This window comes from uncultured Sunxiuqinia sp., from assembly GCF_963974515.1.
GTDB lineage: Bacteria > Bacteroidota > Bacteroidia > Bacteroidales > Prolixibacteraceae > Sunxiuqinia.
Genome location: NZ_CAXBDD010000087.1, coordinates 1 through 16,140, shown reverse-complemented (window position 1 = coordinate 16,140; position 16,140 = coordinate 1). Strand labels below are relative to the sequence as shown.

Sequence of the window (16,140 nt, the reverse complement as noted above, 5' to 3'; positions counted from 1 at the left end):
GGAACCGTATATAAACTGAAAGGAGATTATTTAAAGAACCAGGAGTATCAAAAGGCGGCTTTGCGGGTATTTGCTAGTGATCCAAAAAGGTATGTGGATGCGATAGTCACAGCAGAATATAATATTGCTGAAAACCTGTATTTGTTGAAGGAGTATAATGAGGCAATTCAAACAAGTTTGGTTAATGTCAATCGGGTTGATGATGAGTCAAAGTCCTTCTATTATAGTCTTTTAGCTCGTATTTACAGTGAGCTTGGCAATGTGGCGATGACTAAAAATTACTATCAGAAAACCTTTGATATTCTTATTCAATTAAAAGGTGAAAGCAGCTACGATTTAGGCTTGGAATATTCGGATTACACATCCTTTTTATTATCGGTTGGAGAATATGATGAGGCCTTGAAATATGTAAAGTTATCGGAAGTCTTGGTCGGAAGATTCTTTACCACGAAAAGTTTGCAATACAGTGATGTGATGGTGAATTTTGCTGATTATTACCTTCAGCGGAGTTCGGAAGCAAGTGGATTGACCGATTTTTATTCGAAGCGAAAAGAGGATTTGTTAACAGCGCTTGATTATTATCAAAAGGGCTTGCTTGCCGGTACGGATGGGTTTTCCGTTGTCGATTTTTCTGTCAATCCGGAGCTAGGTCAAGAAATCTCAGAGATCCAGCTGTTGGAAGTACTAAAGAAAAAAGCCTACTGCCTGGAAAATTTAGCTGATCTGGATTTGTCGGCTTCGGATAAGCAGGATGCGATAGCCAATTACACGATTGCTTTAGGAACAATTGAGAAGGCAGTTGAGTTGATCCATCAAATCCGAACAGGCTTTGTTTCTGAAGACAGTCAGTTTTTTCTGTCTGAAAATCAAGAGTCTACCTTTATGTCGGCTGTTGGTGTTACGTACAAGCTTTACCAGCAAACCAACGATTTGGCGTATGCTCACAAGGGATTTGAACTTGCCGAAAAAAGTAAGTCGGCCAGCTTTTTAGCCTCAATTAAGGATTCGAGAGCGAAGAAATTTGGAGGAATTCCTGACAGTTTGTTGAATAGGGAAGACTATCTGAAAATGAATATTTCGAGCTATAAGGAAATGCTTTTTGAGGAGAATCAGAATTCAGAGCCAGATTCGGTTCGGATTGAACTGTTCAATTCCAAAATATTTCAATTGGGAGAAGAATATGAGCAGTTGGTGCAGCTTTTCGAGGATTCCTTTCCGAACTATTATTCCTTTAAATACAGGAATGAAGTGGTTGGAGTTGAGTCGATTCAGAGTAGGATTAATAGGAAAACTGCAGTGGTCGAGTATTTAGTTGAAGAGCCAAACGATCAGCTTCGCGATGGACAGATTTTTAAGTTTATCATTACCGACAGTGATTTGCGTTTCACCAGAGAAACGATTGATTCGACTTTTGTTGCCAATATTGAGTCGGTGTACCAGTTTTTAACAAGCTCAAAATACTTGTTTACCGGCATAGAGGAATATAAGGGATATGTTACCTCGGCCTATCGGCTATATCAGGTATTGTTGGAGTCCGATCGAATGGTGTTGGAAAACAGGGATTTGGTTGTAGTCCCGGATGATAAGTTAGCTTACATTCCTTTTGATGCTTTGCTATCGCAGATGCCGGATACAAGCAAGATGAATTTTAGGACGCTGCCGTATTTGGTGCAGGATTATTCGATCAGCTATACCTATTCTGCGACTTTGCTTTACAATTATTTTGATAAAGCCAAGCTTGCTGAAAAAGATTTGCTGGCTTTTGCTCCCAGCTACCTGAATGATGATCGGGATTACACGGAGATTTCTGAGTATCGGGCTGGTTTGCTTCCGTTGCCTGCTGTAAGTAAAGAGGTTGATTTTATTGGGGAATATGTTTCCGGCGATATCTATAAAGATGCTGCGGCCCAGGAGTCGCAGTTTAAAAGCGCAGCCTCAGAATACGATATCTTACATTTGGCTATGCACACGCTGATCAATGATACGCTGCCGATGTATTCGAAATTGGCCTTTTCAAAGCCAGGCTTGGGTAATGCTGAAGATGGCTGGTTGAATACAAACGAAATTTATACCATGGACTTAAAAGCGCGCATGGCTGTTTTAAGTGCTTGTAATACAGGAAGTGGTAGGTTGCAAAAAGGAGAGGGTGTGATGAGTTTGGCTCGCGGATTTTTGTATGCTGGCTGTCCCTCCATTGTCATGACTTTGTGGGAAGTGGAGGATGAGTCGGGTGCCCATATTATGAAAGATTTTTATAAATTTTTGTCGAAGGGAAAAAGTAAGAATGAAGCTTTGCGATCAGCGAAGCTGGAGCACATTCAAAATGCCGATCCGCTGAAAGCTCACCCTCATTATTGGCTTGGATATGTGGTTGTTGGAAACCCTGAGCCGATTTTTAAAAGTAAAGATATTTACTTCGTGCTGATTATTTTTGGTGTGATTATCTTCCTCTTTCTGGATCAGATTTACCGCAAAAAGAAAGCCCGGGATTAACCAATCCGGGCTTTTCTTTCACCATTATTCTCTTTAAAACTTCATATGCTAAAGGAACGTATTCAGAATTTGATTCCGTGAACATTCAGGATAATAAGGAATATCATTTTGAATACTTAAAAAAAAATGAACGTTTGAACTAAGGAACATTGAACTAAGGAACTAAGGATTAAAAGTATTACGGGTTCATTTTTTTGCTAACAAATTTTAGTTTTTTATTGTTGTCTTTATTTGCTTTCATCTGCTTTGCCGCTATTTCTCCAGGTATTTTATTTTTCTCAGGATAGCTGATGCTTTTTCCTGGTAAAAACTATCGCTGTTGGCAATTTTGGTGAACTGCCGATATGCTTTTTTCCTGTTTTCGTCTTGCAGGTAGCACAGTCCGATGTACCATTGTGCCTGTTCGATAAAGAGGTTGTCACGGTCTTTTATCACGTTTTGGTACGAGATAAGCGCTTTTTGGGTCTGCCCGGTTTGCTGGTAGGCTATGCCGGAGTAAAAGTTACTGACTGGGTTGTTTGGATCAATTTCGAGCACCTGGTCAAACAAACCGATGGCGGCCTGGTAATCCTGATCGTTGAACTGGTGCAGCGCTTTGGTCAGCTTGCTGTCGATCAGGGCATCGCCTGAACGGAAAATCCCCGTTGTTTCGTAAGGCTGGTAATATTGGCTGTACAGTTCAGCATCGCTCGATGGACTGTTTTTACTGAGCAGTCCGGCAATACTCAAAATCAGCACGAGCGAGGCCGCTATTGTTGCTATGGCAACCCTGGAAGTGTTGATGCGAGTTGCGAAGGAGCGTTTTTGTTTTTCTTCGCCGTTGATTTCCTTGCTGATAGTACCTAGTTTGGCCCGCAAATCCATGATGTCGGCTTCGCCAATGGCTGTGTCAATTTCGGCAACCAGGTTCAGCTCGTTCTCCAGGTCGGGGTTTGCGGCCAGTTCTGCTTCAAACGAAGCCAACTTTTCGTCGTTCAGCTCGTTGTTCAGGTACTGGTCAATTTCTTCCATCTTTTGGGCTGTTGATGCCTCGGTATGCTGAATAGCCTGGAGGCTTGCCCGGAGATCCATGATGTCTGTTTCTCCTGCAGCCCGATCGATATCTTTATACAACTCAATGTCTTTTTCCAGATCTTTGCTAAGCATGAGTTCCTGTTCGAAGTCAGCCATCAGGCTTTCATCCAGCTCGTTGCTGTTGTATTGTTCGATTTCCTGGGGTGTTCTTTGGTGTGCAGGAATGTTTGCCGCAATTTGCTGCAGGTTTGCTCTTAAATCCTGGATGTCTTTCTCATTCAGGGCTGCCTGAACATCGTCGAATATGGCTTCGTCCATCGGCGTTAAGGAAAATTCTTCGTCTGCAGCAGCTTCCTGTGCCTGTTGTTCTTTGTAAAAGTGGTGGATATTTTCTTTGGCAGCCATGTTGTGTTGGGCCAGGTGTATTTTGGGCAGGCTCTGGCTCATGCTGATTAAATCGTTGATGTTGACCGGTTGGCTGAATTCCTTGAAAGATGATAATTCTTCCGAAAGCTCAAAGCTGTATGCTTGTTCTTCCTTGCTCATGCGCACTTCTTTAGCCGCATTTTGCTCCTGGCTGATGATGTTCTGCAGGTTGTTCCGCAGGTTGATAATGTCAGTTTCCTGCACGGCTTCGCGGATTTCCTCCTGCAGCCTGATTTCTTCGGCCAATTCTGGATTGTAAGCCAGTTCAGCATTGAATTCGCTTAGCGCATCGCCGGTCAACTCTCCGCTAAGGTACTGATCAATTAATTCGATATTATTTTTGCGTATCATCTTTCAAAAATTTATTATTTCAATATCCTCTTCTACGTTTTAATTTTCTTGGTTGGCTTTTATGTGCTTCTACGCACAAATAGCCTTTTCAGGACTAATTTTTTTTTTTCTTTGATATCCAATGAAATCAAATTACACAAGGTTTGTTAAAGTTTTTTTTGAGCTGTATTGCAAGTTTGGATTTAAGGCTGTTTCAAAACGGAGTAGCAGATTGCCGCTGGTTTTGATCGCCGAAACCTTGCAATTCAAATGTTCTTGTAGAATTACCTGAGAATTAGAAGCCGCCAGAATTTCGTTAAAAATTACTGGTTCGTGTATTTTATCATTTTCACTTCTTTATTCCCAAATTGGGCAAAAGGTAACCCCTGATTTTTATTTTATTTTAAAATGTATTCATTATTAGTGTTTTGTGTCTTTTTTTATGGGGCAGATTTACCGCAAAAAGAAAGCCCGGGATTAACCAATCCGGGCTTTTCTTTCACCATTATTCTCTTTAAAACTTCATATGCTAAAGGAACGTATTCAGAATTTGATTCCGTGAACATTCAGGATAATAAGGAATATCATTTTGAATACTTAAAAAAAAATGAACGTTTGAACTAAGGAACATTGAACTAAGGAACTAAGGATTAAAAGTATTACGGGTTCATTTTTTTGCTAACAAATTTTAGTTTTTTATTGTTGTCTTTATTTGCTTTCATCTGCTTTGCCGCTATTTCTCCAGGTATTTTATTTTTCTCAGGATAGCTGATGCTTTTTCCTGGTAAAAACTATCGCTGTTGGCAATTTTGGTGAACTGCCGATATGCTTTTTTCCTGTTTTCGTCTTGCAGGTAGCACAGTCCGATGTACCATTGTGCCTGTTCGATAAAGAGGTTGTCACGGTCTTTTATCACGTTTTGGTACGAGATAAGCGCTTTTTGGGTCTGCCCGGTTTGCTGGTAGGCTATGCCGGAGTAAAAGTTACTGACTGGGTTGTTTGGATCAATTTCGAGCACCTGGTCAAACAAACCGATGGCGGCCTGGTAATCCTGATCGTTGAACTGGTGCAGCGCTTTGGTCAGCTTGCTGTCGATCAGGGCATCGCCTGAACGGAAAATCCCCGTTGTTTCGTAAGGCTGGTAATATTGGCTGTACAGTTCAGCATCGCTCGATGGACTGTTTTTACTGAGCAGTCCGGCAATACTCAAAATCAGCACGAGCGAGGCCGCTATTGTTGCTATGGCAACCCTGGAAGTGTTGATGCGAGTTGCGAAGGAGCGTTTTTGTTTTTCTTCGCCGTTGATTTCCTTGCTGATAGTACCTAGTTTGGCCCGCAAATCCATGATGTCGGCTTCGCCAATGGCTGTGTCAATTTCGGCAACCAGGTTCAGCTCGTTCTCCAGGTCGGGGTTTGCGGCCAGTTCTGCTTCAAACGAAGCCAACTTTTCGTCGTTCAGCTCGTTGTTCAGGTACTGGTCAATTTCTTCCATCTTTTGGGCTGTTGATGCCTCGGTATGCTGAATAGCCTGGAGGCTTGCCCGGAGATCCATGATGTCTGTTTCTCCTGCAGCCCGATCGATATCTTTATACAACTCAATGTCTTTTTCCAGATCTTTGCTAAGCATGAGTTCCTGTTCGAAGTCAGCCATCAGGCTTTCATCCAGCTCGTTGCTGTTGTATTGTTCGATTTCCTGGGGTGTTCTTTGGTGTGCAGGAATGTTTGCCGCAATTTGCTGCAGGTTTGCTCTTAAATCCTGGATGTCTTTCTCATTCAGGGCTGCCTGAACATCGTCGAATATGGCTTCGTCCATCGGCGTTAAGGAAAATTCTTCGTCTGCAGCAGCTTCCTGTGCCTGTTGTTCTTTGTAAAAGTGGTGGATATTTTCTTTGGCAGCCATGTTGTGTTGGGCCAGGTGTATTTTGGGCAGGCTCTGGCTCATGCTGATTAAATCGTTGATGTTGACCGGTTGGCTGAATTCCTTGAAAGATGATAATTCTTCCGAAAGCTCAAAGCTGTATGCTTGTTCTTCCTTGCTCATGCGCACTTCTTTAGCCGCATTTTGCTCCTGGCTGATGATGTTCTGCAGGTTGTTCCGCAGGTTGATAATGTCAGTTTCCTGCACGGCTTCGCGGATTTCCTCCTGCAGCCTGATTTCTTCGGCCAATTCTGGATTGTAAGCCAGTTCAGCATTGAATTCGCTTAGCGCATCGCCGGTCAACTCTCCGCTAAGGTACTGATCAATTAATTCGATATTATTTTTGCGTATCATCTTTCAAAAATTTATTATTTCAATATCCTCTTCTACGTTTTAATTTTCTTGGTTGGCTTTTATGTGCTTCTACGCACAAATAGCCTTTTCAGGACTAATTTTTTTTTTTCTTTGATATCCAATGAAATCAAATTACACAAGGTTTGTTAAAGTTTTTTTTGAGCTGTATTGCAAGTTTGGATTTAAGGCTGTTTCAAAACGGAGTAGCAGATTGCCGCTGGTTTTGATCGCCGAAACCTTGCAATTCAAATGTTCTTGTAGAATTACCTGAGAATTAGAAGCCGCCAGAATTTCGTTAAAAATTACTGGTTCGTGTATTTTATCATTTTCACTTCTTTATTCCCAAATTGGGCAAAAGGTAACCCCTGAGTGGAATTTATTTTATAGTTGTATCTGAATCAGTGGTTATGTGCTTGCTTAGGCATTATCTTCCAGGATCTTTTTATATTCGATGTCTTGCTTGATGCTTTTTACCAGGTACTCTTTGCATTTGTATTTACGTTTTTTCGCGTATTTTTCACTTTGATAGCCCATAACCTGAGCGATTTGCTTCAAAGGAACTTTGTCAAAAAAGAGTTGAAGAATCTTTTGGCAGTCTTTGCCTAAGTTTTTGAAGTGTTTTTGGTAAAGTTTATATTTTTCGTTCAAGTCTGCCGTTTCTTCGAAGCTACGATCGTAAATTTCTTCGTTAAACTCGTGGTTGTCCTGGATTCTTTCCTTTTCATTTTTTCGTTTCTCAAGTTGCTTTAACCACAGGAAGCGGCAGACTGAATAAATGTAGGTTTCGAATGTACAATCGAGAATCAGGTCGTTGGCCTTTAGTTTCCGATAAATAATAATAATCGCTTCCTGAAAGATGTCGTTTGAATCTTCATCATCCCCGCTATTCTTTTTTATAAAGAAATTAATCTTATAAAAGTAATTCTTGTAAATATACTGTAGAATTAAATTGTCGTTTCTAAGAATCCCATGAAGAAGTTCTTCGTTCGTGTAGTTAATCATTGTCTCTATTTAATTCTTTATAAAAATACCAGCGCCGATCTTATTTGGTTGTAGCAAATTTACTTCTGCTTCGTGAAACATTCATTTACGTGTTAAATATGTCTATAAATTGTTGAAAAAGCAAATGAACTGCTCGCATGGATTTGATTCCAATTTTTCTACCTGAATTAAGATGTGTGTTGATATTAATAGCAAAAATACAAAATTAGCTGACTCAATAAACTGGGCTGGTTTAAAATAGTTTGACTCGGAATCGAATTGTTGGATGGTAGTTGTGTTCTTGGGATCATCTTTTCGGATGAAGTAAGTGGCAATTGGGAAGTGTAAAATTAAAAAGGTAGACCCTCTGGCCTACCTTTTCTCACTAAACTAACTAACCTAACTAAACCTAAACTTATGAAAAAAAACGTACTACAAAGATATGCTTTAAAGCATTAACGTGAGTTAAAAATCTGTTAATTGTTGTTAAATAATTGTTTTTTCCTATGAAAAGAAATTATTGAGCGACGAAAGTATAGGAAATCGTTCCTTTTTGCTGGGACGGAGCCGACTCGTCGGTGTTGAAAACGGTTCGTTGAGCTGCTTGGAGCGCATAGATTTCGAGCATGGGATCTTTCAACTCCGAGCTGTTCCTGACTTCTGCCTGAATCACTCGCCCCCGTCGGTTTACTACAATATCAACAACGACCAATCCTCCTCCCTGAGCAAGGTAGACAGGAATGGGGAGCCGAAGGTGATAGCGGTTTTCAAGAAAATAGTGGATGTTGCTTTCGCCGGAATAGATCGTGTTTTTTATGGAGTCAGGGTCCATTCCCTCTGTGGTTTCTTCGGGCATGGCAAATTCTTCAAGGTCTTTCACTTCTTTTGAGAGCTGCTTGTTGACATCGGAGACCAGTTTTTGAGCTTCAGCAATTTCCCGTTGATAATCCGCATCAAAAAACGGGTCTTTTGCTGGCGCATCATTAACCGCTCGGTTGCTTCTTGATGTTGTTTGCTCCAACTCGTTTTGATTGGAAGGTGTATTTTCTTCTTCCTGTTCTTCCGCAATTTCTTCAAAATTGGGTTCTTCAATGTCTTCCGGATCTGTGAAATCAAGAATGATAGGTTCCTCCTTGACCTCACCTTTGAGGTTCATTTCAGCAAGCATAAAACTACCGACCAGCAAGATATGGAATATCAGCGTTCCAATGATGCCGTATATATTTTGTTTGTATAGCTCCTTAATTTTTGACATGCCCGACAAAGTTAATAACAAATAGGCCTTAAATGGCTTCTGAATTTGAAATTTGAATTCGAAACTTTTATCTAAATAAATTTCGGAGTTTAGCGCAATGTCATTTTTTAATGTAATTTAATGGCAATGTTATCATGTGGTTTCAGTCGACATGATCGCTAGTTGCTTGTTAAGATAATCAATTGAATGTTTTTACCGTTTGTTATTGCAAGGAACATGGCTAAAAATTAGATTCCGTGAAGCGGCAGTTAAAAGTGATAATAGTATTTGTATTGTGTTTGCAGGTAAGCAATTTGCATGCACAGGAACAAAACAGAGATTCTGTTTTTAATAGTCCTTCTACGTCTGAACAGTTTTATGATAGCCTAAGGCACAAAGCATATCGTAGTCGGATTACCCGACTGGTATATGACAACCTCGTCTCTGGAGAGGGAAATGCAAATCAGCTGCAGATAGAAAAGGAGCTTTTACGGATGAGTGAGCTGGAAGGTAAAACCATCGCCTCTGTGAAAGTTCGTCAGCTCGATATTATCGGGCCATCGTTTGCCGATACGGCCAGAGCCAGCCATAGCTGGCTGGGGCAAATGGCCAATAAACTTCATACCCAAACGAATGAGCGGATTATTTGGAAAAATATCTTGGTGCAGCCGGGAGACACGCTTAATGTTGAGTATTTGCTGGACAATGAACGGATCATTCGACGGCTTCCGTTTATAAAAGATGTTCGTTTTTGGGTTGATCAGGACTCGTTGAACCCGGAACATGTTCACGTGGCAGTTCTTACCAAAGATGTTTTTTCTTTTGGAGTAGGGGGAAATATTAACGGATTGCAGGCCGCCACTCTGGAAATGTATAACCAGAATATGTGGGGAGCCGGACATCAAATATCGGCAGCCATTGTGGGGCATGCCGAAGAAGTGCCCTATGTTGGATTCGAAGGATTCTACAGCATTAATAACATTGGAGGTAATTTTGTGAATCTCTCCATTGGATACGCGAATACCTACCGAAGAGAAGGTGTTACATTGGTGTTTGATAAAGAATTTCTGCGTTCAACGACCAAGTGGGGTGGAGGCTTGACTTTTTCGCGTTGGGAAAGGGCAGATCGCTTGATTGAAGATGTTCCCATCGTGATTGATTTTGAATTGGATTACCGCTACAGGGATTTGTGGGGTGGCTATTCCTTTCAGTTGTACGAAGGCATTCCTTATCGGAATAAACAACTTGTGTTGTCGGGACGGATGAGGCTTTACGATTTTTTTAAGCGTCCGGAGCCTGACCCCATGAATAATCAATATTTTGCGAATTCAAAATTTTACCTGGCAAGCTTAAGTTTGTCCAAGCGATCCTACTTTCGCGATCACCTGATTTATAGCTTCGGAATAACCGAAGATATTCCCAAGGGTTTTTTGCACGAGTGGGTGATTGGGTATGACGATAATGAATTCAACAAACGTTGGTATTCTCATTTGTATTTCTCCTCCGGAAACTTCATTCGGTATAAACCCTCATTTTTTCATGCTTCGGCCGGAATCGGTGGATTCTTTCATTCACAGCAGTTTGAGCAAGGACAAATCGAAGTGAATGCGGACTATATTTCTCGACTTTACACGGTTGGAAACAAGGGATTTCGGCAGTTTTTTAAACTGAACTATGTTTTAGGGTTGAGTCGTTTTGATGTGGAGAGCCTCTCCTTATATCGCGATAACGGAATTCGGGGGTTTAGAAGTCGAACGGCACTAGGCAAACAGCGTTTGGTTATGAGCTTTGAATCAGTTTTGTTTCCCCCCAAGCATGTGCTCGATTTCAATTTTGCCTTTTTTGGTTTTGTCGATCTTGGCATCATCGGTTCGAACAAACATTTGATATTCAATGAAGATTATTACGCCGGGATTGGAGCTGGGGTCCGTATTCGAAATGAAAACCTGGTTTTCCAGACCTTGCAGTTACGACTATCCTGGTTTCCTAATCACCCGGCTGATGTTGGTGGTTTTGGAGGTGATTTTACCGAGCGAACCAAAACACAGTTTTACAGCTTTCAACCTCGAAGACCCGATGTTCTCCGGTTTGAATAAGGATTACAAATAATCGAAAAAATATTGACTAATCTTTTGCATCAGATGAAGACGATCCTTGCCGCTCACGTTGTGCTCATGGGTTGGGTAAGCAAAAAAGTCAACCGCTTTGTTTTGTCGGACACATTCGCGTAAGAATTGCATGCTGTGTTGCATAACCACCGTTTCATCTTGTGTTCCGTGAATAATCATCAGCTTTCCCTTTAGTTTGTCGACGTGATTGATCATATTGGATTCCTGGTAGCCTTTTGGATTTTCCTGTGGCGCATCCATATAGCGTTCACCATACATCACTTCGTACATACTCCAATCGACAACCGGTCCGCCGGAAACTCCGACTTTAAAAGTCTCGGGATGGCGCAACATAAGGTTCAGCGTCATAAACCCTCCGTAACTCCAGCCATGAACCCCAATTCTGTTGGCATCAACATACGGAAGGTTTCTTAAATACTCAGCGCCTTTTACTTGGTCGGCAGTCTCGGCAAGGCCTAAATTCCGGTGGATAATATTTTCAAAAGCTGCTCCGCGGTTGGCTGATCCACGGCTGTCGACTGTAAATAGAATATAGCCGTTTTGCGCCATGTAATAGTGCCACCAGTTGACATCGTAGTGCCAGGAGTTGTTGATCAGTTGAAGGTGTGGGCCGCCATAAACGTAGATAATGGCCGGGTATTTTTTTTTCGAATCGAAACCAGGCGGCAAAATCATCCGGCAAAACAAATCGGTTTTGTTATCGTCAGCTTTGATTGTGAAAATTTCATTCTTGCCAAATTCATATTCTGATGCAGGGTCCGTGGCAGTATGAAGGGTTTGAATCAATTCCCCGCTTACTGACCGCAAGTAAGTTTGATGCGGAACATCGCACGCTTCCCAGCTGTCGATAACCATTTTTTTGTCTGGAGAAAATTTACCGCTGTGGGTCCCGGCATCGCCATCGATTTGGGTCATTTCACCGTTGGATATTTTCACCCGGTACAAGTGGCGTTCAACAGGGCTTTCCTTTGTTGCCTGAATATAGACGAATTGGTCGTCGGTTCCGTAAAATTCGGTGACTTCCCAATTGCCTTTCGTAATTTGGTTAAGTTGCTTGCCATCGGTGTCATACAAATACAGGTGAAACCAGCCATCCTTTCGCGACAAGTAATAAAATTGCTCCGGATTTTTCTTTGAGAAAACTAGTGGATGCTGCGGCTCCACATAAGTTTTGCTTTTTTCTTCGAACAGTGTTTTTGTTTTCTTTCCTGTAGCTGCCTCGTATTGATTGAGTTGCATATGATCTTGGCCACGATTGAGTTCGGCCAGGTAAATATACTTATCTTGCAGATCCCAGCTGATATTGGTCAGATAATGATCATCGGGCTCGCCGGTATTCAAAAAGTTGGTTTTGCCGGTTTCCAGATCATAAATGCCGAGCGTCACCTGGTGGCTGGTCATCCCGGCCATAGGGTATTTCACTGGCGCGAGTTCAGCTTGTCGAGTCATGTAATCCACCAGCGGATAATCTTTAACCATGCTTTCATCTTTGCGGTAAAAGGCCAACTTTCTCCCGGTTGACGACCAGAAAGTTCCTTTGGTAATTCCAAATTCGCGCCGGTGAACGTACTGTCCGTTCACAATGCCTTCAGCGCTGTCGAAGGTGATTTGCTTTTCGCCATTTTCATTCAAAACAAACAGGTTTTGCCCGTTGGTGTAGGCAGCAGTTCTGCTTGCTTCGCAAAAATCGAGGTTTTCAGCGTTGTCCGGAATTTCAAGATGAAGTTCAATCTGCTTAGTCTCCAAATTGAAAAGAATGAGCTGTTGATGCTTCCGGAAGCGGATCGTATTTTCATTGACAAAGGAAAAGTCAGGAAAACTTGAATAGGTCAGTTTCCCATTCAGCGATGCAGCTTGGTCCAAATCTTTTTTTGTGAGCAGAACTTCTTTGGGGGCTTTGCTGACAGTATATTGAAAAAGTGTATCGTTCTCTACCCGAACAAAGTGCTTGTTGTTTCTCCAGGCCAGTCCTAGCGGTTTTTCAACACGCAGGTGGCCAGACTTCCCCAATACGGCATCTTCGAGAGTCAATGACTTCTTTTGCGCAAAAGCCAAGGTGGAGAGCAGGCAAAATAAAATGGTAAAATGGACTATTTTCATCGATAGAATTTTTTTCAAATTTAAGCAGCGGCGAAACTACCACTTTTTTACTTTTTTGATCATGAGTTTGTTCATGGTTCGTTTTATTACAAACTGGAGGTAAAATTAACTCAGGAGGCTGATAATTTCTTTTTGGGTAATTTCCAGGAATGGGTTGTTGGAGTTGACAAATTTCTCGGCAAGCGAAGATTTACGCTCTTTCAATAATTGGATTTTCTCCTCAATGGAGCCTTCGGTGATGAAACGGTAAACAAACACTTTCTTGTCTTGTCCAATGCGGTGCGCCCGGTTAATGGCTTGGTTTTCGGCTGCCGGGTTCCACCAAGGGTCTATAATAAACACGTAGTCGGCCGAGGTGAGATTGAGTCCAACGCCACCAGCTTTTAGCGAGATCAGGAAAATCCGATTCTCGGGGTCTTCCTGAAAATTTTTAATCACCTGTTCGCGTTTGGTGGTTTGGCCGGTCAATATCGAATATTTCCACTTTTCCGATTCAATTTTCTGTTTCAACAATCCCAGATGTTTGACGAAGGAAGAGAAAATCAGCACTTTATGGTTTTCAGCCATTAAACTTTTCAGGCTGCGAAAGATTTCGTCAAACTTGCCCGATTCAGCTTCATCGTCGTCATTCAGCATGGAGGGGTGGTTGGCCAGTTGGCGAAGTTTGGTCAGCCCCTGTAAAACAACAATGGCCGACTTTTTCATTCCTTCCTGTTCGATATTTTTCAAAATATTGTTGCGAATAATTGACTTCTCTTTTTCATAGGTCGTTTGCTGTTCTTTCGACATACCGCAATAACGGATTTGCTCGGTCAGTGGCGGCAAGTCGCGGGCCACTTCTTCTTTTTTGCGTCGTAGCACAAACGGGCGGATAAGAGTTTGCAGCTTGCTTTGCTTTTCGGGATCGTTCTTTTTTTCGATGGGCGTAATAAATTCGCGCTTAAAATAAGCCTGGTTGCCCAGCAAACCTTTATTCAAAAAATTGATTTGTGACCACAGATCCGACAGCGAATTTTCAATGGGAGTCCCGGTCAACACCAGCCTGTATTTGGCTTTTAGCTTGGTAATAGTTTGGTAAGTTTTGGAGCCGGAGTTTTTAATGTTCTGGCTTTCATCCAAAATCAGGTAAAAAAACTCTTGATCTTTTAGCAGCTCGTAGTCGTTACGAATGGTACCGTAGGTAGTTAAAATAATGTCGTAATAAGAAATGATGCCTTTCAGGTCGAGCGATTTTTTTCGTTGCACACCAACATATTTGTAGGCTTTCAGCGAGGGCGTGAACTTCCGTATTTCGTTCTCCCAGTTGTGAATCAACGACGTGGGCATCACAATGAGTGTGGCGGCTTGCAAAGATTCGTGCTCTGGTACGGGGAGGGCAGAAAACATAGACAATTGACGATCGTTCGACCGAATGTCCGGAACGATGATTTGTTTCTTCAACCGTTTTAGTTTCAGCAGCAAGGTTAGGGTTTGCAGCGTTTTCCCTAGGCCCATGTCGTCGGCCAGGCAGCCGCCAAACTGGTGCTCATACAGACGGTACATCCACGAAAAACCTTCTTCCTGGTAGGCTCGCAGTTTGGCCTGAATGTTGGCTGGCACGGCAACCGGCTCTGAAGCAGATTCACTGATTTTATCCAACCGCTGAAAAAAACTTTTATCGATGCCACGCAGCTGCTTTTTAAGGAGTTGGTAGTGGTACTTTTTGAGTTTCATGGTGTTCCCGTCTTGCTTCACAAAAGGGAGAAGATCTTCGTATTCGGCAAACCATTCTTTGGGCAAAATGGCCACTTCGCCGTTGGGCAATTCAAATTCGCGAATGCCACTTAAAATATTTCGTTTCAGTTTGATGAACGGAATTTCGTAATCACCAAAGCGGACTTTCGCATAAATATCAAACCAATCCTCTTTGGTTTTTATCTCCACTTGCAAGTCTTGTGTTTCAGTAGAATATCGCTTTTCAAACTGGTTTTGCTGCAGCTCGAAACCGGCTTCTTGCAAACGTCTTTTGTTTCTGTTGATCCAAGTCAGCAATTCAAATAGTCGGTCGGTAGTGTCAAGCAATTCAGCGCCTCTAGGATGGAAGTGGCCGTTTCTTTCTTCCAGTCCCAGTTGCTTCAGTACATTCAGCAAATCGGTTTCCCATTGCTGATCGCGGACGTACTTTTTGAAAGCGTAATTGTCGTCTGTTTTATCGAGCACCACAAACACCGACGATTTGCTGTTGGGAAGGTATTCTGTTTGGCCGTACCTGAACTTGGGAAGAAAAACCGCTTCTAATTTCAGGTTGGGCTCCAATGACAAGAGCGCCTGTTTGTCGCTGGTTCGCTCTTCAATGGAAAAACCGGAAGCCCGCACCGGGTAGTTTTTGACAATGTTTAGCACAAAGCTCTGGAAGTACTTTTCTTCTACCGCTTTGGGAATGGCAATGACTTCTTTCTCTAAAAAGGGAGTCAGCTTTTTGGCACTGATGTGTTGGAAAAGGAACAACTTGTTTTGCCAAACAAAGCTACAAGGCTGGCTGGTAACCACCGTCAGCTTTTTGTGCAGAATTTTGATGGGCTGATCCTTGTGTTTTATTTCAAGCGAATACCGGGTGCCTTCGTTGGTTCGTTCAAAACAAAAGGTGGCTTTCGAAAACAGGTTGGGTACTTCAATCTGGTCTTCGTCATACAGGTTGGAGTATTTGGCTTGCTTAAAAAATAGTCGCGTGTTTTGCTGCATGAGTACAAGGGCTATTCTTCGCATGTGCCGGTCAATGTAGGGGCTGATGTGCTCGTGGAACAGTGTTTGGTCAAGCTGCTGAAAAAATTTTCCGGCTTCTTTTTGTTTCGAAAATTTCTTCACCAAGGTTTCGTCGCTGTACTGGTTGGTCAGTTTCACCAGTTCTTTTTCCTGTTCGGTCAGGTTTAATCCGTCCAGGTCGTGCAACTTGACTAGTTTCATAATGCTGTAAAACGAGACCTTCTTTTCGATTAAAAAAGCTTGAAACAGATTGCCAAATGTTCGATGTTCAGTTAGCCCGATAATTAATTCCTGTGCCATGAATAAAAACCTGATTGAAAAAATGAGCGGTAAACAAGCTAACGCTTGAAAAAACCGAACCTCAAATATAATTGAAGTTTTGAATCAACCGATTGCTTTTCATTCAAATTTTACAATAA

Annotated in this window: 8 protein-coding genes; 2 read left to right on the top strand and 6 right to left on the bottom strand. The window is 42.1% G+C overall.

Annotated elements, in window-relative coordinates; all coding sequences use genetic code 11:
- The coding region (locus AAC033_RS15065) for a CHAT domain-containing protein (RefSeq protein ID WP_339739578.1) at nt 1–2,493 on the top strand (2,493 nt) is incomplete at its 5' end.
- 252 nt (nt 2,494–2,745) lie between these two features.
- Here the strand turns inward: AAC033_RS15065 and AAC033_RS15060 are convergent.
- The 4 genes from AAC033_RS15060 to AAC033_RS15045 all read right to left on the bottom strand — a co-directional run bounded on the left by AAC033_RS15060 (nt 2,746) and on the right by AAC033_RS15045 (nt 8,771).
- On the bottom strand, nt 2,746–4,284 hold the full coding sequence (locus AAC033_RS15060; RefSeq protein WP_339739576.1) for a tetratricopeptide repeat protein: 1,539 nt from the start codon (nt 4,282–4,284) through the stop codon (nt 2,746–2,748).
- Nucleotides 4,285–4,996: 712 nt separating this feature from the next.
- The gene (locus tag AAC033_RS15055; RefSeq protein WP_339739576.1) at nt 4,997–6,535 is read right to left on the bottom strand and encodes a tetratricopeptide repeat protein; all 1,539 of its coding nucleotides are present in this window, start codon (nt 6,533–6,535) and stop codon (nt 4,997–4,999) included.
- A gap of 417 nt (nt 6,536–6,952) precedes the next feature.
- Nucleotides 6,953–7,537 carry a sigma-70 family RNA polymerase sigma factor gene (locus tag AAC033_RS15050; protein WP_339739574.1) on the bottom strand — a complete coding sequence of 195 codons (585 nt, stop codon included), beginning with the start codon at nt 7,535–7,537 and terminating at the stop codon, nt 6,953–6,955.
- 496 nt (nt 7,538–8,033) lie between these two features.
- Complete coding sequence (locus tag AAC033_RS15045) at nt 8,034–8,771, bottom strand: TonB family protein (RefSeq protein WP_339739572.1); 738 nt, start codon at nt 8,769–8,771, stop codon at nt 8,034–8,036.
- Nucleotides 8,772–9,244: 473 nt separating this feature from the next.
- Between AAC033_RS15045 and AAC033_RS15040 the strand changes: the two genes are divergently transcribed.
- Nucleotides 9,245–10,846 carry a hypothetical protein gene (locus tag AAC033_RS15040; RefSeq protein WP_339739570.1) on the top strand — a complete coding sequence of 534 codons (1,602 nt, stop codon included), beginning with the start codon at nt 9,245–9,247 and terminating at the stop codon, nt 10,844–10,846.
- A gap of 3 nt (nt 10,847–10,849) precedes the next feature.
- Here the strand turns inward: AAC033_RS15040 and AAC033_RS15035 are convergent, their stop codons facing one another.
- Together AAC033_RS15035 and AAC033_RS15030 are read right to left on the bottom strand one after the other, a co-directional pair.
- Complete coding sequence (locus tag AAC033_RS15035; protein ID WP_339739568.1) at nt 10,850–12,979, bottom strand: DPP IV N-terminal domain-containing protein; 2,130 nt, start codon at nt 12,977–12,979, stop codon at nt 10,850–10,852.
- Between the two features lie 105 nt (nt 12,980–13,084).
- Nucleotides 13,085–16,021: a DEAD/DEAH box helicase gene (locus AAC033_RS15030; protein ID WP_339739566.1), complete on the bottom strand. Its 2,937-nt coding sequence runs from the start codon at nt 16,019–16,021 to the stop codon at nt 13,085–13,087.
- Nucleotides 16,022–16,140: the final 119 nt, after the last annotated feature.

Bases quoted from the DNA above. Each gene is read 5' to 3' on its own strand.
- AAC033_RS15060 (WP_339739576.1), bottom strand. From the start codon at position 4,284: ATGATACGCAAAAATAATATCGAATTAATTGATCAGTACCTTAGCGGA.
- AAC033_RS15055 (WP_339739576.1), bottom strand. From the start codon at position 6,535: ATGATACGCAAAAATAATATCGAATTAATTGATCAGTACCTTAGCGGA.
- AAC033_RS15050 (WP_339739574.1), bottom strand. From the start codon at position 7,537: ATGATTAACTACACGAACGAAGAACTTCTTCATGGGATTCTTAGAAAC.
- AAC033_RS15045 (WP_339739572.1), bottom strand. From the start codon at position 8,771: ATGTCAAAAATTAAGGAGCTATACAAACAAAATATATACGGCATCATT.
- AAC033_RS15040 (WP_339739570.1), top strand. From the start codon at position 9,245: ATGAGTGAGCTGGAAGGTAAAACCATCGCCTCTGTGAAAGTTCGTCAG.
- AAC033_RS15035 (WP_339739568.1), bottom strand. From the start codon at position 12,979: ATGAAAATAGTCCATTTTACCATTTTATTTTGCCTGCTCTCCACCTTG.
- AAC033_RS15030 (WP_339739566.1), bottom strand. From the start codon at position 16,021: ATGGCACAGGAATTAATTATCGGGCTAACTGAACATCGAACATTTGGC.